Source organism: Streptomyces sp. NPDC037126 (genome assembly GCF_055605965.1).
In genome coordinates this window covers 375,548-393,939 of the sequence record NZ_JBVJTD010000003.1, presented here as the reverse complement: position 1 = coordinate 393,939, position 18,392 = coordinate 375,548, and the positions used below count along the sequence as shown (strand labels likewise).

Below are 18,392 nucleotides of genomic sequence, written 5' to 3'. Positions count from 1 at the left end.
GTTCTGACCCTGGAGTAGCCAAGGGTTGACGGCCCGAAGCGCTGAGTGCCGCTGTGAGCCGCTTGGAGCCCCCATCCGCATATCGGGACCCGGCCGAGACCGGTTCAGGGCGGCACATGGGGACTCAGGTACCGGCAAACCCCCATCGATGTCAGCGCTACCGGTAGACTGGGAGACAATCCCGCCCCAACGTGGGGACCGCCCGGGAAAAGCTGAGCAACGCTGATTCAAGGCTTACCACCGCTACATGCCGCAGCCGCTCCGGCAAACGCCGACGAGCCCGGCTCGTGCTGTGCCAGAAAGGGCGCTTCGTGGCCGATTCCGGCAACCCCAACGAGAACATCCCGTCCACCGACGCCGGCGTGAACGGCGAGGCCGCAGAGACCGTGGCTGCCTCTGCCTCCTACGACGCCAGCGCCATCACCGTGCTCGAAGGGCTGGACGCGGTCCGCAAGCGGCCCGGCATGTACATCGGCTCCACGGGCGAGCGCGGTCTGCACCACCTGGTGTACGAGGTCGTCGACAACTCGGTCGACGAGGCGCTGGCCGGCTACGCGGACACCATCGACGTGACGATCCTCCCCGACGGCGGCGTCCGGGTCGTCGACAACGGCCGCGGCATCCCGGTGGGCATCGTGGCCTCCGAGGGCAAGCCGGCCGTCGAGGTCGTGCTGACCGTGCTGCACGCGGGCGGCAAGTTCGGCGGCGGCGGCTACGCGGTCTCCGGTGGTCTGCACGGCGTCGGCGTCTCCGTCGTGAACGCCCTGTCGAGCAAGGTGTCCGTCGAGATCAGGACCGACGGCCACCGCTGGACGCAGGAGTACAAGCTCGGCGTCCCGACGGCCCCCCTGGCCCAGCACGAGGCCACGGACGAGACCGGCACCTCGGTCACGTTCTGGGCCGACCCGGACATCTTCGAGACCACCGAGTACTCCTTCGAGACGCTGTCCCGGCGTTTCCAGGAGATGGCGTTCCTCAACAAGGGCCTGACGATCAGGCTCACCGACGAGCGCGAGTCGGCGAAGGCCACCAGTGGCGCGGACGAGGCGGGCGCGGACGAGAAGGCCGAGGTCAAGGCCGTCTCGTACTACTACGAGGGCGGCATCGTCGACTTCGTGAAGTACCTCAACTCCCGCAAGGGGGAGACGGTCCACCCCACGATCATCGACCTGGAGGCGGAGGACAAGGACAAGAGCCTGTCCCTCGAGGTCGCGATGCAGTGGAACAGCGGCTACAGCGAGGGCGTGTACTCCTTCGCGAACATCATCCACACGCACGAGGGCGGTACCCACGAGGAGGGCTTCCGCGCCGCGCTGACCTCGCTGATCAACAAGTACGCCCGCGACAAGAAGCTGCTGCGCGAGAAGGACGACAACCTCACCGGTGACGACATCCGTGAGGGTCTGACCGCGATCATCTCGGTCAAGCTGAGCGAGCCGCAGTTCGAGGGCCAGACCAAGACCAAGCTGGGCAACACGGAGGCCAAGACCTTCGTGCAGCGGGCGGTCTACGAGCACCTCAACGACTGGCTGGACCGCAACCCGGTCGAGGCGGCGGACATCATCCGCAAGGGCATCCAGGCGGCCACCGCGCGCGTGGCGGCCCGCAAGGCCCGTGACCTGACCCGGCGCAAGGGCCTGCTGGAGTCGGCGTCGCTGCCGGGCAAGCTGTCCGACTGCCAGTCGAACGACCCCACCAAGTGCGAGATCTTCATCGTCGAGGGTGACTCCGCCGGCGGTTCGGCCAAGTCCGGCCGCAACCCGCAGTACCAGGCGATCCTCCCGATCCGCGGCAAGATCCTCAACGTGGAGAAGGCCCGGATCGACAAGATCCTGCAGAACCAGGAGATCCAGGCGCTGATCTCCGCCTTCGGCACCGGTGTGCACGAGGACTTCGACATCGAGAAGCTCCGGTATCACAAGATCATCCTGATGGCGGACGCCGACGTCGACGGTCAGCACATCAGCACCCTGCTGCTGACCTTCCTGTTCCGCTTCATGCGGCCGCTGGTCGAGGCCGGGCACGTGTACCTGTCGCGTCCGCCGCTGTACAAGATCAAGTGGGGCCGGGACGACATCGAGTACGCGTACTCGGACCGCGAGCGCGACGCGCTGATCGAGATGGGGCGCCAGCGCGGCAAGCGCGTCCGCGAGGACTCCATCCAGCGCTTCAAGGGCCTCGGCGAGATGAACGCCGAGGAGCTGCGGGTGACCACCATGGACCAGGAGCACCGGGTCCTCGGCCAGGTCACGCTCGACGACGCCGCCCAGGCCGACGACCTGTTCTCGGTCCTCATGGGTGAGGACGTCGAGGCCCGCCGCGCGTTCATCCAGCGCAACGCCAAGGACGTCCGCTTCCTCGACATCTGAGTCGGTCTCAGCTGACCGCACCAGGAAGGATCTTCACCAGCAATGGCCGACGAGAACACTCCGCAGAACCCTGAGACCGAGGGCGGCGAGCTCGCGATGCGCGTCGAGCCCGTCGGGCTCGAGACGGAGATGCAGCGCTCGTACCTGGACTACGCGATGTCCGTCATCGTGTCCCGTGCGCTGCCCGACGTCCGGGACGGCCTCAAGCCCGTCCACCGCCGTGTGCTGTACGCGATGTACGACGGCGGCTACCGCCCCGAGCGCGGCTTCTACAAGTGCGCCCGCGTCGTCGGCGACGTCATGGGCAACTACCACCCGCACGGCGACTCCTCGATCTACGACGCCCTGGTGCGCCTCGCGCAGCCGTGGTCGATGCGGATGCCGCTGGTGGACTCCAACGGCAACTTCGGCTCCCCGGGCAACGACCCGGCGGCCGCCATGCGGTACACCGAGTGCAAGATGGCGCCGCTGTCGATGGAGATGGTCCGCGACATCGACGAGGAGACCGTCGACTTCACGGACAACTACGACGGCCGCTCCCAGGAGCCGACGGTCCTGCCGGCCCGCTTCCCGAACCTGCTGATCAACGGCTCGGCCGGTATCGCGGTCGGCATGGCGACCAACATCCCGCCGCACAACCTGCGCGAGGTCGCGGCCGGCGCCCAGTGGTACCTGGAGAACCCCGAGGTCTCGCACGAGGAGCTGCTCGACGCGCTCATGGAGCGCATCAAGGGCCCGGACTTCCCGACCGGCGCCCTCGTGGTGGGCCGCAAGGGCATCGAGGAGGCGTACCGCACCGGCCGCGGCTCCATCACGATGCGCGCGGTGGTCGAGGTCGAGGAGATCCAGGGCCGCCAGTGCCTGGTGGTGACCGAGCTGCCGTACCAGGTGAACCCCGACAACCTGGCGCAGAAGATCGCCGACCTGGTGAAGGACGGCAAGATCGGCGGCATCGCGGACGTCCGTGACGAGACCTCGTCGCGCACCGGCCAGCGCCTGGTGATCGTCCTCAAGCGGGACGCGGTCGCCAAGGTGGTGCTGAACAACCTCTACAAGCACACCGACCTGCAGACGAACTTCGGCGCCAACATGCTGGCGCTGGTCGACGGCGTGCCGCGCACGCTGTCCCTGGACGCGTTCATCCGCCACTGGGTGACGCACCAGATCGAGGTCATCGTGCGCCGGACCCGCTTCCGGCTGCGCAAGGCCGAGGAGCGCGCGCACATCCTGCGCGGCCTGCTGAAGGCCCTGGACGCGATCGACGAGGTCATCGCGCTGATCCGGCGCAGCGAGACGGTCGAGGTCGCGCGCACCGGCCTGATGGGCCTCCTGGAGATCGACGAGATCCAGGCCAACGCGATCCTCGAGATGCAGCTGCGGCGCCTCGCGGCCCTGGAGCGGCAGAAGATCGTCCAGGAGCACGACGAACTCCAGTCGAAGATCAACGAGTACAACCAGATCCTCGCCTCGCCGGTCCGCCAGCGCGGGATCGTCAGCGAGGAGCTGGCGGCGATCGTCGAGAAGTACGGCGACGACCGCAAGACCAAGCTGATCCCGTACGAGGGCGACATGTCCATCGAGGACCTGATCGCCGAGGAGGACATCGTCGTCACCGTCTCGCGCGGCGGCTACGTCAAGCGGACGAAGACGGACGACTACCGGGCGCAGAAGCGCGGCGGCAAGGGCGTGCGCGGCACGAAGCTGAAGGAAGACGACATCGTCGACCACTTCTTCGTCTCCACCACGCACCACTGGCTGCTGTTCTTCACCAACAAGGGCCGGGTGTACCGGGCAAAGGCGTACGAACTGCCCGAGGCCGGCCGGGAGGCGCGGGGCCAGCACGTGGCGAACCTGCTCGCCTTCCAGCCGGACGAGGCGATCGCCGAGATCCTCGCGATCCGCGACTACGAGGCGGCGCCCTACCTGGTGCTGGGCACCAAGTCGGGTCTGGTCAAGAAGACGCCTCTGAAGGATTACGATTCGCCTCGCTCCGGCGGTGTGATCGCGATCAATCTGCGCGAGCGGGAGGACGGCTCGGACGACGAGCTGATCGGTGCCGAACTGGTCTCGGCGGACGACGATCTGCTTCTGATCAGCAAGAAGGCACAGTCGATCCGGTTCACCGCCACGGACGACTCCCTTCGCCCGATGGGCCGCGCCACCTCCGGCGTCAAGGGGATGAGTTTCCGCGAGGGCGACGAGCTTCTCTCGATGAATGTTGTTCGACCCGGTACGTTCGTGTTCACTGCGACGGACGGTGGGTACGCGAAGCGGACCGCCGTCGACGAGTACCGCGTCCAGGGTCGCGGCGGCCTCGGTATCAAGGCCGCCAAGATCGTGGAGGACCGTGGCTCGCTCGTCGGCGCGCTGGTGGTCGAGGAGAACGACGAGATCCTCGCCATCACTCTGTCCGGCGGTGTGATTCGTACGCGAGTCAACGAGGTCAGGGAGACGGGCCGTGACACCATGGGCGTCCAACTGATCAACCTGGGCAAGCGCGATGCCGTGGTCGGCATCGCACGTAACGCCGAGGCGGGGCGCGAGGCGGAGGAGGTCGACGGCGACGAGCCCGTCGACGAGACCGCCGAGGGTGCCGCGACCACCGGCACGGACGAGGGTGAGGCGCCCTCGGCCGAGTAGCACGAGGAGTGAGTCATCGTGAGCGGAGCCACGGGCGCCGGATCGGCCGGTACCTCCACGGGTACGGAATCGGACGGCGGCGGCCGTGGCTCCGCCGCGGACGGGTCGGGTGCGGGCAGTACGACCGACCCGCACACGACCAACCTGAAGCCGGTGAAGGCGTCCACGTCGGACCCCTCCGGCACGTCTGGATCCCAGGGGGGAACTGTGGCGGACACCCGAGGCCCGGCCGCGGCCGGCGAGGCGCAGTCGTCGTCTCCGCTCCCCGGTGAGCGGCGCCCGGAGCAGCAGGGCGGGCCGTACCACCCGCCGCAGGCCTATCCGGCGCAGACGCCCACCGGTGCCGTACGCCGGCCCCGCACGGGTGTGCGAACGGCGCCCCGGACCCGCAAGGCCCGGCTGCGGGTGGCCAAGGCCGACCCGTGGTCGGTGATGAAGGTCAGCTTCCTGCTCTCCATCGCGCTCGGCATCTGCACGATCGTCGCCTCGGCGGTGCTGTGGATGGTCATGGACGCGATGGGCGTGTTCTCGACGGTCGGCGGCACGATCTCCGAGGCGACCGGCGCGAACGAGTCGAACGGCTTCGACCTCCAGGCGTTCCTGTCGCTCCCCCACGTGCTGACGTTCACGACGATCATCGCGGCCATCGACGTGGTCCTCGCCACGGCCCTCGCGACGCTCGGCGCGTTCATCTACAACCTCTCCGCGGGCTTCGTGGGCGGCGTCGAACTGACCCTCGCCGAGGACGAGTGACGCCTGCGGCGCCCTGACCTGATGGTCCCCCGACAACCGATTTTGGGACTGACGTGGTCGTGCGCTAATCTTCAGGAGTCAGCGCGCGGGACACACACCGCAGAGCGCGGCGGGGCTATAGCTCAGTTGGTTAGAGCGCATCCCTGATAAGGATGAGGCCACAGGTTCAAATCCTGTTAGCCCCACCAGCACGAAGACCCCCAACCGATCATGGTTGGGGGTCTTCGGCATCTACGGCCGGCCTCAGCCGATGAGTGGATCTTCCAGAAGTTCGGTGAACAGGCCGACCGCTTCCCGTTCACTCTCGCCCTCACGTCAACAGACACTTCCTGGCGGACTTCCCGCTGGCAGGCAGCGATCCGGCGCGGGGTCACCAGTTCCTCCTGGACCACGCCGCCGAGCACGGGAACGGGGTGCTCCACACCCCTGACGCATCGCCCTCCCTGACCGATCTCGGAACCCTTTTGCGGGCGCCCCGGCGGGAGCGCTGCTGGGCAGGCACCTGGGCTGGCAGGCGGCCTTCCTCATCCTGGCCGTGGGGACGCTGGCGCTGGCCTTCCCCCACGCGACCGTCTGGCGCGCCCGGCCCCTGCCTTCACCCTCCGTGTCATGGGCCGTCACACCGCAGGACGCCGTATCACCGGCTGACGCGGCACCGGCCGATGCGGCGCCGGCCGACGTGTCGCCGGGCGCGACGGCGCGGCCCGGTGGTGGGGTCGCGGTGGGTGCCGTCGCGGTCACCGCTCTGTGGGCCTTCTCGGTGTACAGCCTCTACACCTTCCTCGCCGTCGCGCTGCACTCCGACGGCCGGGCGGGTGCCGTGACCTGGCTGCTGGTCGTCTACGGCGTCGGCGCGGTCGTCGGCGGGCAGGTGGGCGGCAGGATCGCCGACCGTGCCGGGGCGGTCCGGGTCACCAGGACGGCACTGGCGCTGACCGCGGCCCTGGAGGCGGCCGTGGCGCTGGTCTTCCCCGTCACCTGGGCGCTGGCCACCGGCCTCGGGCTGTTCGCGCTGGCGGCCTACGCCTTCTTCCCCGCCCACCAGCGCCACCTGGTCGACTCGTTCCCGGAGCGGGCGACCGCCATGCTGTCCTGGAACAACGGCGCGCTGTTCGTGGGCCTGTCCCTGGCCGGCGCCGTCGGCGGGCCGGTCGTGGACGCCCTCGGCTGTCCGGCGCTGCTGTACACGGGCGCCGCCGTGGCCGTACCCGCGTGCCTGGTGGCCCGTGGGCGGAGCGGCGGGGGGAGAAAGGGCAGGTGACGGGCCGTCGTACACCGGTGTACCGGGCACGGAAAAGGCCCGACCGCTGGCGACGGGGGATGCACCAGCGATCGGGCTATGGCCAAGGGTAACAAGGTTGTCGGTTGTGTGGGGCCAAGTCGGCCGGGATTCAGGCAGGTTGGCCGATCATCGGCCGCACGGCGGGTCGTAGGAGAGGCGCGGGAGGTACTCGTGCCACTTCTGGGGGGTGAGCACGCCCCGGGTGTCCGAGCAGATGTGGCTGATTGCCGCGTCCGCGTCCAGGCTCCACAGGCGGACCGTGTCGGTGCCGCTGGAGACGCCGAGGACCCGGCTGCCGGGGCTGAAGGAAAGGAAGTTGCCCGTCTTGGCGTTGGGGCTCATCGACTGGCCGATCGGGGTCGCCGCGTCGGGCCGCGAGACGTTCCACAGGCGGACCGTGTTGTCGTTGCCGCCGCTGGCCAGGGTGCGACCGCCCGCGCCGAACGTCAGTGAGGTGACGGCCTCGGTGTGGCCGGTGAGCGGGGCGCCCAGGGCGTTCGCCGCGGCGGGGTCGGTGACGTTCCACAGGCGGACCGTGTCGTCGTCGCTGCCGCTGGCCAGGGTGTGGCCGTCGGGGCTGTAGGCGAGGGCGTTGACCGGCCCGGAGTGCTCGGCGAGGGGTGCGCCGAGCGGGGCCGGACGGGCGGGGTCGGCCAGGTTCCACAGCCGGACGGTGCTGTCCGCGCTGCCGCTGGCCAGGGTGTGGCCGTCCGGGCTGAAGGCGAGGGCGTTGATATAGCCGCGGTGGCCGGTGAGCGGGGCGCCGAGCGGGGCCGGGTGGGCGGGGTCGGAGACGTTCCACAGCCGGATGGTGCGGTCGTCGTCGGCGGTGGCCAGAATGCGCCCGTCCGGGCTGTAGGCCAGCGCGTTGGGGCCCATGAAGCGGGTCCGCAGGGGGAGGGGCGTCCCCTCCCGTACGGGACGGGCGGGGTCGGCGACGTTCCACAGGTACACCGTGCGGTTGCCCGTCAGGACGGCCAGGGTGCGGCCGTCGGGCGAGAACACCATCGACCGCTGGCCGTCGTCGGCCCGCATGAACGGCACGCCCAGCGGCACGGGCCGGCCGGGGCGCGCCACGTTCCACAGCCGCAGCCTGCCGTCACGCGCGGCCGTGGCCAGGATCCGCCCGTCCGGGCGGAAGGCGCCGTCGCGGCCGATCATGTCCGAGGTGGGGACCGACCACAGGCGCACCTTGCTGTCGCCGCTGCCGGTGGCGAGGGTCCGCCCGTCGGGGCTGAAGCCGAGGGCGTACATCTCCCCGCTGCTGCCCGCGAGCGGCTCGCCGACCTGCGAGGGGGACGCGGGATCGCTGACGTTCCACAGGCTCGCCGTGCTGTCCGCGCTCGCGGCGGCGAGCCGGCCGCCGTCCGGGCTGAACGCCACGGACCAGATCGGGCCGGTGTGCCCGGTCAGGGGGGCGCCGAGCGCGCCGGGGTGCGCCGGGTCGCGCACGTCCCACAGCCGGATGGTGTCGTCCGCGCTGCCGCTGGCCAGGGTGCGCCCGTCGGGGCTGAAGGCCACCGAGTGCACGATGTCCGTGTGGCCCCGCAGCACGGTCCCGACCGGTTCGGGACGGCGCGGGTCGGCCACGTGCCACAGCCGGATCGTGTCGTCGTCGCCGCCCGCCGCGAGGGTGCGGCCGTCGGGGCTGAAGGCCACGCTGCGCACCGCCGCGGTGTGCCCGCGCAGTGTGGCCAGCGGCCTGGGCCGGTGCGGGTCGGCCACGTCCCAGAGCCGTACCGTGCTGTCCTCGCCGGCGGAGGCCAGGGTGCGCCCGTCGGGGCTGAAGGCGACCAGGTAGATGGTGCCGGTGTGCCCGGTCAGGGGCGCGCCGAGCGGGGAGGGGTGCGCGGGGTCGCGCACGTCCCACAGCCGGATCGTGCCGTCGTCGCCCGCGCTGGCGAGGGTGCGGCCGTCCGGGCTGAAGACCGCGCTGCTCACCCAGCTGGTGTGACCGGTGAGGGGGCCGCCGAGGGGGCGGGGCCGGGTCGGGTCGCCGACGTTCCACAGCCGGACGGTCCGGTCGTAGCTGGCCGTGGCCAGGGTGCGGCCGTCGGGGCTGAACGAGGTGAGGTAGACGGCGCCCGTGTGACCGGACAGCGGGGTGGCCAGCGGCGCGTTCACTATCGAGATCAGGCGGCTGTAGGTGCCCTCGTCGTCGGGGCGCAGATGGTGGGCCACCAGGTCGAGCTGGGCGGCCAGCGAGGGGTCCGTGCGCTGCACCCGGTCCGCCTCGGCGAGCACCTGTTCGAACACGGCGTCGTCCCGCTGCTGCCAGGCGATCACCGCCGAGCCGCCCGCGAGAAGGGCGAGCACGACCAGGGCGGCCACCGCCGCCCGGCTGATCCACACCGTGCGCTTGCGCAGCCGGACCGAGGCCGCCAGGAACTCCACCGCGCTGCGGGTCAGGAAGGTGTCCCCCGCCGACCGCGCCCAGCTGCGGGCCTGCTCCAGCCGGGAACCCCGGTACAGCAGCGAGCTGTCCCGCTCCGAGTCCTCCCAGGCCCGGCCGTCCTCCTCCAGGCGCTGGCGCAGCAGGTGGTCGTTGCGGTTGTCGTCGATCCAGTGCCGCAGCCGGGGCCAGGCGTGCAGCAGCGCCTCGTGGGTGATCTCCACGGTGTCCGCGTCCAGCGTCACCAGCCGGGCCCGTACCAGCGCCTCGAGGGACTCCTCCGTCTTGCCGGGGTCCGCCGACTCCTGCGCCAGCTGCCGCCGGGTGCCCCGCCGGCGGGTGGCCACCGTGTCCTCGCCGAGCCGCACCAGCCGCAGCAGGAGCAGCCGGGCCGCGGTACGGGCGGCGGGGTCCAGGCCGGACCAGGCGCGCTCGGCGGTCGCCGCGACCGCGCCCTGGATCCCGCCCGCCGCGCGGTAGCCGGCCAGCGTCAGCCGGCCGGCTTTCCGGCGCTGCCAGGTGGCGAGCAGGGCGTGCGAGAGGAGAGGGAGCACGCCCGCGTCGTGCGCCCCGCGCGGGCCGTCGGCACTCACCTCGCGCACGATCAGCTCGCCGAGCCCGGGCTCCAGCTCCAGCCCCACCGCCCTGGCGGGGCCGGTCACCGCCTCGCGCAGCTCGCCGCTGGTCAGCGGGCCGAGCACCATGTGCCGGTGCTGGAGCGCGTCGGCCAGCTCGGGGTAGCGCAGGCACTGCTCGTAGAAGTCGGCGCGGACGCCGAGGACGACCAGGACGGGGGCGGGCCCGGCCGGGCCGGCGGGCGGGGTGCAGCAGGCGTGCAGGAGCTGGATGAAGGTGCGCCGGTCCACCTCGTCGGCGCAGAGGGTGAACGCCTCCTCGAACTGGTCCACGATCAGGACCGGCCGGGGGCGCGTGGGCGCCTCGCGGCGGGCCCACGCCGTGACGGCCTCCCGCGCGGCCCGGGCGATGTGCGGGGCGTCGCCGCCGGGGGCGGCCGGGTTCCGCGCCGCCTCCTGCTCGGCCTCGCGCGCGTCGGCCGCGACGGCGGCGAGGTCGGGGACGCGGCGGACCAGTTCGGCCAGCGGATCGGCGCCGGGGACGAACTGGAGGACGGGCGTGGGACAGGGTTCGTCCTTCTGGGACCGGGGGACCGCGACGGTCTTCGGGGGCGGGCCCGGCCGGTCGGTCCTGGACGGCGGGCCCGGTCGGTCGGCCCTCGGGGCCGGGTGCTTTCCGTCGGGCCGGTGGGCCGCCGGGACGGCGGGCGGCGAGATCCCGACGGTCTTCGGGGACAGGTGCGTGCCGTCGGCCGCGTGCGGCAGCGGCGTCCCCTCGGTCCTGCCGGCCGGGGGCAGCCCGTCGGCCGTCGCGCCCGGCCGGTCCTCGAGCAGGGCGCCGCCGCAGACCGCGGGGACCAGGCCGGCGTTCAGGAGGGACGACTTGCCCGCTCCGGAGGCGCCGACCAGCATCACCAGGCCGCCGGTGCGCTCCGCGGCGCGGAGCTGGCCGATCAGCGCACTCGTGCTCCGCTCCCGGCCGAAGAACCAGCGCGCGTCCTCCTGCCGGTACGGCGCCAGCCCCCGGTAGGGGCACACACCGCCGGCGACGGGCGGGGCCTGGGCCGGTGGCCGCCGGTCCTCCTCGGCGGGCGGCGGGGGCCGGTCGCCGACCGGGTCGGCCAGCGCACGCTCCCACAGCCGCTGCCAGTGGGCGAGGTCGTACAGGCCCGTGGAGACGGGCGCGGGCCGTGCGCGCCGCGCCTCGGGGATCAGGATCTGCAGGACCGCCGCGAGCGCGGTGAACTGGGCGGGCACGTTCTTGGCCCGGCGCCAGTCGCTGATCCGCTGCGCCGACACCCGTACCGGCCGGCCGCGCTCGTCCACCCGCTGGAGGCGTACGACGGCCTCCGCGACGCTCTTGAGGGGCGGGTTCCCGGCTTCCTTGTAGAGCAGCGCGAGGCGCTCGGCGAAAGCTGTGCGTGTCCCTGAGTCGGAACCCAAGGTCCCACCCCTTTACTTCCCCCCGCATCTGGACGTCCGGACCGGAAAACTCACCTTATACGCCTGACCTGCGGATAAGGCCTGGACCGGAGACCGGAATCTCCTCGGCGGGGGCGACAGGTGGCAGGATCGCAACCCCGGTGGCGGAAGCGTCACACACCGTCCGGACAGGCCAAAGGCCCAGCGCTCGGAGAGACACCCCATGGCGTCGAACGGTTTCGGTCAACCTCTGTCGAATGTGTCGGATGCGGCGAACGGCGACCACGCCGTCAGGTGAGTCCGCGCCCCCCTCTCCGCTCCCCGCTTCGGCCCGCGCCGGTACGCCGACGAGGCACGGGCCGACACCCCTGCACCGTCCGGCACCGGTCCCCACGAGGGGAGGGACCGGTGCCGGACGGGCAGCGGACACTCACCGGGATCCAGGGGCCACCGCGTCCACGTCCAGCCAGCCCGCCGCGCGGGCCGCGGCGACCGCCCCGCGCTCGGCCCGTTCGGCGGCGTCGTTCAGGGACGCGTCCCGCCCCCGCGCGCTGCCCCCGGCCGCGGCGGCCGCCGCCCGGGAGGCCGCCAGGGCCGCGCGCAGGGCCGCCGCGCCGGCCTCTCCGGCGTGCCGTGCCGCGGCCAGCTGGGCCGCCAGGGCTGCGGTGGCCGCGGTGTTGCGGGCGCAGCGGGCGTCCGCCGCGGGGTCCGGGGCACTCCCGGCCAGGGCGGCGAGGGACCCGGCCGACAGTCGCAGCGCACTCGCGGCCCTGCCGACCGGGTCCTTCGGCACGATCTCGGCCGCGTCCTCGCCGACACCGGCGTAGCGGCACGCGGCGACGGCCCGCTCGTAGGCGCTGCGCGCCCGGCGCCCGTGCCGCCCGCGCAGCGCCTCCCGCTCCCCGGTGCCCTCGGCCGCCGTCTCCCGCCGCCCCTCGGACGCGGCCGCCGTCTCCCGCTGTTCGCTCATCCTCGGCCTCCTCTGCCCGCCGCCCGGACGTCCGGCCCGCCCGGGTCCGGGCGCGGGCAGGGTGCCACGCCGGCCTCGAACAGACCAGAAGCAGGCGCGGGGAACCGGGCGGCGGGCAGAGGAGGCCGCGCATGCGCGCGCGGCGGAATGCGGCCTGTTCATCTGACGGCCCGTCAGTTACGGTCGCGGTGTCGGCAGTTCCGAAGGGGTGAGTGCCATGCAGAAGCCTTCCCGGTGCCCGCGGCCGCCCGGCGCTCCGCGCTGGGTCGCGATGTTCCACCAGCCCGCGTCGGACTCCTGGACGGTGGGAGCCGAGTCCCCGCACCGGGGCCCGGTGCTGTACGCCGTCGGGGACATGACCCGGACCGTACGGGCCCGCGGGGAGGAGCCGGCGGTCGCCCTGTGGGGACCCCGGGACGGCGCCTGGCACCTCTTCGACACCCCGGTCGCCAGGGCGGCCGCGCCCCCCGCGCCGGAGCGGCCCGCGCGGGACACCGGTGAGCCGGGGAAGCTCGCGGAACGGATGACGGGCCGCCGCCACCAGGTGCTCGTGGCCGGACTGGACAAGGCGGGCCTCTACGACCTCGGCCCCGAGGACGGCGAGGCGCTCCGGGTGCTGGCCGACCGGCTCGACGAGCCCACGGCCCGCCGGGTGGCCCACTGGCTCTCCGTCGCGGGCGGGGGCCGGTAGCGCGGCCGGCGGGGCCCGGCCGGGTACCGCCGGTTCGGCGCCCGGTCCGCCGGGCAGTGACGTCCTGGAAGGTCGAAGTCATCGCCTGCGGCTGGAGGACGTATGAAGGTCACCGTCGACCGCGCCCTGTGCTACGGCTCTGCCGAGTGCGCGTACCGGGTGCCGGCCGTGTTCGCGTTCGAGGACGGCTACGGCGTCGTACGGCCCGGCCGGGAGGAGTCCGCCGACGCCCCGGGGGTCCGGGAGGCGGCCGAGAAGTGCCCTTCGCAGGCGATCGTGGTCACGGAGTAGCCCGCGGGGCGGGGGCCGCGGCCGGATAGGTCCATCCCAGGTCCGCGAGCGCGCGCGCCCTGGCCTCCGCGACCGACAGGCGGGCCTCGCGTTCGGCGGGGTCGACGTGCGACGCCTGGCCCGTGACCTGGCCCTCCCACTTGCGGTACAGCAGGCCGGTCTCCGCGGTGAACCAGCCGCGGCTCACCGCGTTCAGTGCCAGCAGCAGGCCCGTGTCCTCGGAGGCGGGCAGGGCCATCCAGCCGCCGAGGGCGTCCAGCAGGTCCCGGCGGACGCAGAGGGTCGCCGGATGGACCGGGAGCCGGAAGTCGTTGCGCTTCCAGGAGTCGAGCACGGCGCCGCGTTCGACCGGGCCCTCGTCCGGGTCACCGGGAAAGCCGACCGTGGAGCCGTCGGGCAGCAGGTCCAGGGCGCGGGAGGTGGTCCAGCCGAGGGCGCGGTCGGCTTCCAGTACGGCCAGGTCGCGGGCCAGTGTGCCGGGCGTGAGCCGGTCGTCGGCGTCCAGGACCTTCACGTACGCGCCCCGGGCGTGCGCCAGCGCCATCGTCCGGGCGGTCCCGGGACCGCCCCGTCTGCCCTGGCGGAAGATCACCCGTTCGTCCTCGGGGACACGGGGGCGGACCTCGTCCGTGGCGCCGTCCTCCTGGACGACCCATTCCCACTCCCAGCCGCCGGGCAGCTCCTGCTCGCGCAGGGACGCCCACGCGTCCGGCAGGAACCGGGCCGACGGGGCGTGGACAGCGGTGACAACGGTGACGCGCCGGTTCACGGCAGCACTCACCACCTTTCCGGAGGGGCTGCCGTCATGCTCTCAGGCCCGGAAAGCGCGAGACCCCCGGCCGATCCCGGCCGGGGGTCTTTCCGTTTCGACTCTGGTGCGTACGCAAGTCGCCTGGTGTCGAGACGTTGCGGTACTGAGCGGGAAGAGTCAGCAGTCGAGCGCTGCGGAGGTCATGTCGTCCGTGCTCTCGGGCTCTGTCTCGTACGTCTCGGTGAGGGGCCGGTGCCGGCAGCTGGGGGACTTCCCGTGGGCCTCGGCCCGGATCCGCTGCTTCATCGTGGGGGGCAGGGCCCTGGCATGGGACCAGGTCCAGTGGCGGGGTGCTGGGATCGTCGGGACCGTGCGCTGCGCGGTGTCGGTACGGGGGCTCTCGGTCCGCGGGGCGGCCGTCTCGGTGGCGGCGTTGGCGGCGGTGGCGAGTCCGAGCGCGGTGCACAGTGCAAGGAATGCGGTGACGATGGCGGTCCACAGCTTCATGACCTTGTTCTGGGTCATGGCCCCTCACTTTCGGGTCGGGCGATTTGCGTACTTTCCTCATGATGTGTATGTGCGTCCCGAAGTGGTGGACCGACGCCCGTGGCGCGGCGATGTTCAGATGAACACCACCCGGATGGCGGTAAGAGGGTCGGAAAACCCCCAAAACCTGGTGAGGGCGAGCGAAGGGGGAGCAAAGTGACCCTCTGTGGAGGTGTGATCACCCTCCGATCGGAAGGGCTTCCCACCTGGCTCATCGCGTGTCCGGGGGCGGGAGTTGGGGCCTCGATCAGGTCACCGATCGATATCGGTCGGTGTGTATAGTCGGGCGCCAGAGGTCCCCTACGTCAAGGAAAGACGAGGTCGCGCGGTGAAGAAGCTGCTCCTGGTCGCACTGGCCGCCATCGGCGGGCTCCTCGTGTACCGCCAGATTCAGGCGGATCGCGCCGAGCAGGACCTGTGGACGGAGGCCACCGACTCCGTGCCCACGGGTTCGTGAGTACCGAAACCAGAATCTGAACAGACCCCGGCCGCCCTTGCGGTCGGGGTTTTGTGTTGCTTCCGGTTGCGGGGTCCCGCCGGCCGTTGTAGGCGTTGCCGGACCGGCGGACGCGATGCCGGGTGTTTCGGACGGCCGCACGCATTGCCCGGATGGCCGAGCGGCGCCCGGGGCAGTATGGGCCACGGTCCGGTGCGGCCGCCGCACAGGGCGGGGACCGCGGAGCGACAGGGGGTGGCACGTGCGGCGGCGTGGGCGTACGGCTGGGCGTGGTCGTACAGCGTGGTCCGGTCCCGGGGCCGTCCGCGGCCCGGCCGCCGCGCGGGGGCGGGGTGCCGTGGGTGCCGTCGCCCTCGTACTGGCACTCGGCGCCGCGGGCGCGCTCCCGGCCGGCACCGCGGCCGCCGCCGGTGCCGGGCCGGAGACGTACGACTTCACCCCTGGCTCCCGTACGGTCGAGGGCACGGCCGGCGCCGCGGACGCCCCGCGGCTCGATCCCGGCCGGACGTACCGCAGCTCCCTGCCGAGGAACGGCAGGCTCTACTACCGCCTCGACCTCACCGACGCCACGGCCACGGCGTACGTCCCCGTCACCGCCGTACCGCCCGCGAACGCCACCGTCTCGGCCACCGACGGCATCCGGGTGTCGGTGCGGGACGCCCACGGCACGGCCTGCACCTACGACTCCGCCCGCTTCGGCGCCGGGCTCAGTCCGCGCCCGGTCACCGCCCTCGGGGAGCGCGACGCGGGCAAGGCCCTGTGCCAGGGCGCGGGGACGTACACCGTGCTCGTCGAACGCCTCGACTCCGGTGACCCCGCCGCGACGGGGTCACCGCGCTGGGACCTGGAGATCGCGCCGGTCACCGAGCCCCGCCTGGCACAGACCGCCGGCAGCACCCCCGGGGCCTGGGACTCCGCCACTCCCGAGCCGCTCGCCGGCGAGCCCCGGGGCCGGTCCGGCGGCCCCGGCTTCGCCACGGCCCGCCCGCTGGGCCAGGGGGTCTGGCGGACCGAACTCGCGCCCGGCCAGACCCTGTTCTACAAGGTGCCGCTCGACTGGGGCCGCCGGGTGCAGGCCTCCGCCGAGCCGGACGCCTCCCCGGGGCACGGGTACGTCGGCGGCGCCCTGAACCTCGCCCTGTACAACCCCGTCCGCGGCCATGTCGACGACGCCTCGCTCGGCTACACCGGCGTCCGCAGGCCCGTCGCACTGGCCCCGCTGCCGCCGGTGGAGTACACCAACCGCTACGCCGTGCCCTCCGGGGTGACCGCCATGCGGTTCGCCGGCGACTACTACCTGGTCCTGCACCTCAGCGAGCAGATGGCCGCCACCTTCGGGCCGGGACCCTTCGGCGTGACGCTGCGGGTCCGGGTGGACGGACGGGCGCACGCCGCTCCGGGGTACGCGGGGCGTTCCGTGCCGGACGGGGTCTTCACGGTCACGGCCCAGGACCGGGCGGCGGCGCTGACCGGGGACCCCGGGGACGGGGGCGGCCTCGCGATGAAGCTGCTCGCGGCCGGCGGGATCGGCCTCGGAACCGCGCTGCTGCTGGTGCTGGGCGGATGGACGCTGGCGGCCCGGCGTGCTCAGACCCGGGTCAGCGCCCAGAAACCCAGCGCGTAGCAGGCCAGCGCCAGCAGCAGGATCGGGATCGCGGCCTTGGCCGGAGGGCCGGGCCGGCGCTCCGGGCGGCGGGCCCGGCGGCCGTGCGCGCGCGGAGCCCTGGGGACGGCGGGAGGGGCCTGCGGGGCCCGGGTGGTGTACGCGGCGGTGGTGCTGTCCCCGGGCTGTCCCGCCCCGGGGAGCGGAGACGCGGCCCAGGGTGCGGGCGGTGGGGTGTGCCAGGCGACGGGCTGCGGGGCGTAGGGGGGAGGCGCCGCCGGCCGCGGGGTGCGGGTGAACGCCGGCGGAGTGGCTTCGGCCGCCTGGGGAGGCGGGAGGCGGAAGCTTCCGGTGTCCGAGAGGGAGTCGCCGTCCCGGCGCGGATCGCCGGTGGGTGCGCCGCCCTGTGCGCCCGAACGGCTCCTCCTCGGGTCCGCGGCCGGGCTCGGCGCGGAACCGGTCGTGTCCCGTCCACCCGTACCGGGGTGCTGGTCCCGGTCCCGGTCCCGGTCCTGCTCCGGCTCCGGTGAAGCCGAACCGGTGTCCTCTCGTGCCTCCGTCCCCGGGCCCGGCGTGCCCGCCGCTCGCGGGTCCGCCCTCAGGGCGGTCCTCAGCGGGCCCCGCAGGGGACCTTCGAGAGCGAACCCCGGCGGCAGCGGGCCGAGTTGGTCGAAGATCTCGATCGGCTCGTCGTCGAGGCCGGGTTCCGGCAGCAGTTCCACGGCCGAGGCGAGCGCCTTCCGCGCCCCCGTGGCGGTGCGGAACCGGGCCGCCGGGTCGGGCTGGAGCAGACCGGCCACCACCTGCCAGAGCGGTTCCGGTACGCCCTTGGGCGCGCCCGGCGTCCCGTGCTCCACGAAGTACTGCACGAGCGCCTTGGCGTCGGGTTTGGCGCCCTCCAGGAGATACAGGGCGACCAGGCCCACGGCGAACAGGTCCGCGGGGAAGTCCGGTTCGGAGCCGAGCAGTTGCTCGGGGGCGAGGTAACCGGGCGTCCCCACCACGAGGTTGGTCTCCGTCAGGCGCGGTTCGCCGAAGCGCATGGCGATGCCGAAGTCGGAGAGCCTGAGCCGCGGCCGGCCCGTACCGGTCGCCTCCAGCAGCACGTTGGCGGGCTTGATGTCCCGGTGGACGACGCCTTCGGCGTGCACGGCGGCGAGACCGGACAGGAGCTGGTCGAGCAGGGTGCACACGAACACCGGTGGCAGGGGGCCGTAGTCGCCGACGAGGTGGACGAGGGAGCCGCCGCCCACCAGGTCCATGGTGAACAGCACCTTGTCGTCGTCGGCGGCCCAGCTGGCCGGGGCGAGGACATGAGGGTGGTCGATCCGCAGGGCCTGCTCCCGTACGAAGCGCAGCAGGGAGTGGGCGTCGCTCTGCTGGAGCACCTTGGCGGCCACGTAGCGCCGCCGCCGGTGGTCCCACGCGCGCCATACGGCGCCCACGCCACCGCGTCCGATCGGGTCGGCCAGCTCGTACCGGCCGGCGAACACCTCACCCATGGCTGCCGCAGCTCCTCCCCTGGGCCCCGGGCGGCGCGACCACTTCACGACCCCCCGTGCCCCGCCGGTCCCTCCGTACCCACCTTGTCCCCTGGTGCTTCCCCGCGAGGGGCGGCACGACCCCACCCACCCCCCTGGGCCGGGTCGT

General features: G+C 73.0%; 13 protein-coding genes and 1 tRNA gene. 9 read left to right on the top strand and 5 right to left on the bottom strand.

What is annotated here, in order from left to right; translation table 11 throughout:
* Window positions 1-287: 287 nt before the first annotated feature.
* The 5 genes from gyrB to ACZ7FF_RS10395 all read left to right on the top strand — a co-directional run bounded on the left by gyrB (window position 288) and on the right by ACZ7FF_RS10395 (window position 7,023).
* Window positions 288-2,369: a DNA topoisomerase (ATP-hydrolyzing) subunit B gene (gene gyrB / locus ACZ7FF_RS10415; RefSeq protein WP_470811107.1), complete on the top strand. Its 2,082-nt coding sequence runs from the start codon at window positions 288-290 to the stop codon at window positions 2,367-2,369.
* A 42-nt stretch (window positions 2,370-2,411) separates the two neighbouring features.
* A complete protein-coding gene (gene gyrA, locus ACZ7FF_RS10410) occupies window positions 2,412-5,009 on the top strand; it encodes a DNA gyrase subunit A (protein WP_470811105.1) in 2,598 nt (865 codons plus the stop codon).
* Window positions 5,010-5,027: 18 nt separating this feature from the next.
* Window positions 5,028-5,762 carry a DUF3566 domain-containing protein gene (locus tag ACZ7FF_RS10405; protein ID WP_470811103.1) on the top strand — a complete coding sequence of 245 codons (735 nt, stop codon included), beginning with the start codon at window positions 5,028-5,030 and terminating at the stop codon, window positions 5,760-5,762.
* A 111-nt stretch (window positions 5,763-5,873) separates the two neighbouring features.
* Window positions 5,874-5,950, top strand: a tRNA-Ile gene (locus ACZ7FF_RS10400).
* Between the two features lie 533 nt (window positions 5,951-6,483).
* Complete coding sequence (locus ACZ7FF_RS10395; protein ID WP_470811101.1) at window positions 6,484-7,023, top strand: MFS transporter; 540 nt, start codon at window positions 6,484-6,486, stop codon at window positions 7,021-7,023.
* 147 nt (window positions 7,024-7,170) lie between these two features.
* Here the strand turns inward: ACZ7FF_RS10395 and ACZ7FF_RS10390 are convergent, their stop codons facing one another.
* Together ACZ7FF_RS10390 and ACZ7FF_RS10385 are read right to left on the bottom strand one after the other, a co-directional pair.
* Window positions 7,171-11,454 carry an nSTAND1 domain-containing NTPase gene (locus ACZ7FF_RS10390; protein ID WP_470811100.1) on the bottom strand — a complete coding sequence of 1,428 codons (4,284 nt, stop codon included), beginning with the start codon at window positions 11,452-11,454 and terminating at the stop codon, window positions 7,171-7,173.
* A gap of 409 nt (window positions 11,455-11,863) precedes the next feature.
* Window positions 11,864-12,403 (bottom strand): hypothetical protein, encoded by a 540-nt coding sequence (locus ACZ7FF_RS10385; RefSeq protein ID WP_470811098.1) that lies wholly within the window; start codon window positions 12,401-12,403, stop codon window positions 11,864-11,866.
* Window positions 12,404-12,620: 217 nt separating this feature from the next.
* Between ACZ7FF_RS10385 and ACZ7FF_RS10380 the strand changes: the two genes are divergently transcribed.
* Together ACZ7FF_RS10380 and ACZ7FF_RS10375 are read left to right on the top strand one after the other, a co-directional pair.
* Complete coding sequence (locus ACZ7FF_RS10380; protein ID WP_470811096.1) at window positions 12,621-13,094, top strand: hypothetical protein; 474 nt, start codon at window positions 12,621-12,623, stop codon at window positions 13,092-13,094.
* A gap of 102 nt (window positions 13,095-13,196) precedes the next feature.
* Complete coding sequence (locus ACZ7FF_RS10375) at window positions 13,197-13,385, top strand: ferredoxin (RefSeq protein ID WP_470811094.1); 189 nt, start codon at window positions 13,197-13,199, stop codon at window positions 13,383-13,385.
* Here ACZ7FF_RS10375 and ACZ7FF_RS10370 read toward each other — a convergent pair.
* Together ACZ7FF_RS10370 and ACZ7FF_RS10365 are read right to left on the bottom strand one after the other, a co-directional pair.
* Window positions 13,375-14,154: a glycosyltransferase family 2 protein gene (locus tag ACZ7FF_RS10370; protein ID WP_470811092.1), complete on the bottom strand. Its 780-nt coding sequence runs from the start codon at window positions 14,152-14,154 to the stop codon at window positions 13,375-13,377. The two genes, ACZ7FF_RS10375 and ACZ7FF_RS10370, sit on opposite strands and share 11 nt — an antisense overlap.
* 159 nt (window positions 14,155-14,313) lie before the next feature.
* A complete protein-coding gene (locus ACZ7FF_RS10365; protein ID WP_470811090.1) occupies window positions 14,314-14,661 on the bottom strand; it encodes a DUF6344 domain-containing protein in 348 nt (115 codons plus the stop codon).
* 349 nt (window positions 14,662-15,010) lie between these two features.
* Between ACZ7FF_RS10365 and ACZ7FF_RS10360 the strand changes: the two genes are divergently transcribed.
* Both ACZ7FF_RS10360 and ACZ7FF_RS10355 read left to right on the top strand, forming a co-directional pair.
* Window positions 15,011-15,139: a DLW-39 family protein gene (locus ACZ7FF_RS10360; RefSeq protein ID WP_003999697.1), complete on the top strand. Its 129-nt coding sequence runs from the start codon at window positions 15,011-15,013 to the stop codon at window positions 15,137-15,139.
* A 337-nt stretch (window positions 15,140-15,476) separates the two neighbouring features.
* Window positions 15,477-16,763, top strand: coding sequence for a hypothetical protein (locus ACZ7FF_RS10355; protein WP_470811088.1), 1,287 nt, complete (start codon window positions 15,477-15,479; stop codon window positions 16,761-16,763).
* Here ACZ7FF_RS10355 and ACZ7FF_RS10350 read toward each other — a convergent pair.
* Window positions 16,727-18,244 (bottom strand): serine/threonine-protein kinase, encoded by a 1,518-nt coding sequence (locus ACZ7FF_RS10350; protein WP_470811086.1) that lies wholly within the window; start codon window positions 18,242-18,244, stop codon window positions 16,727-16,729. The genes ACZ7FF_RS10355 and ACZ7FF_RS10350 overlap by 37 nt on opposite strands.
* Window positions 18,245-18,392 lie beyond the last annotated feature (148 nt).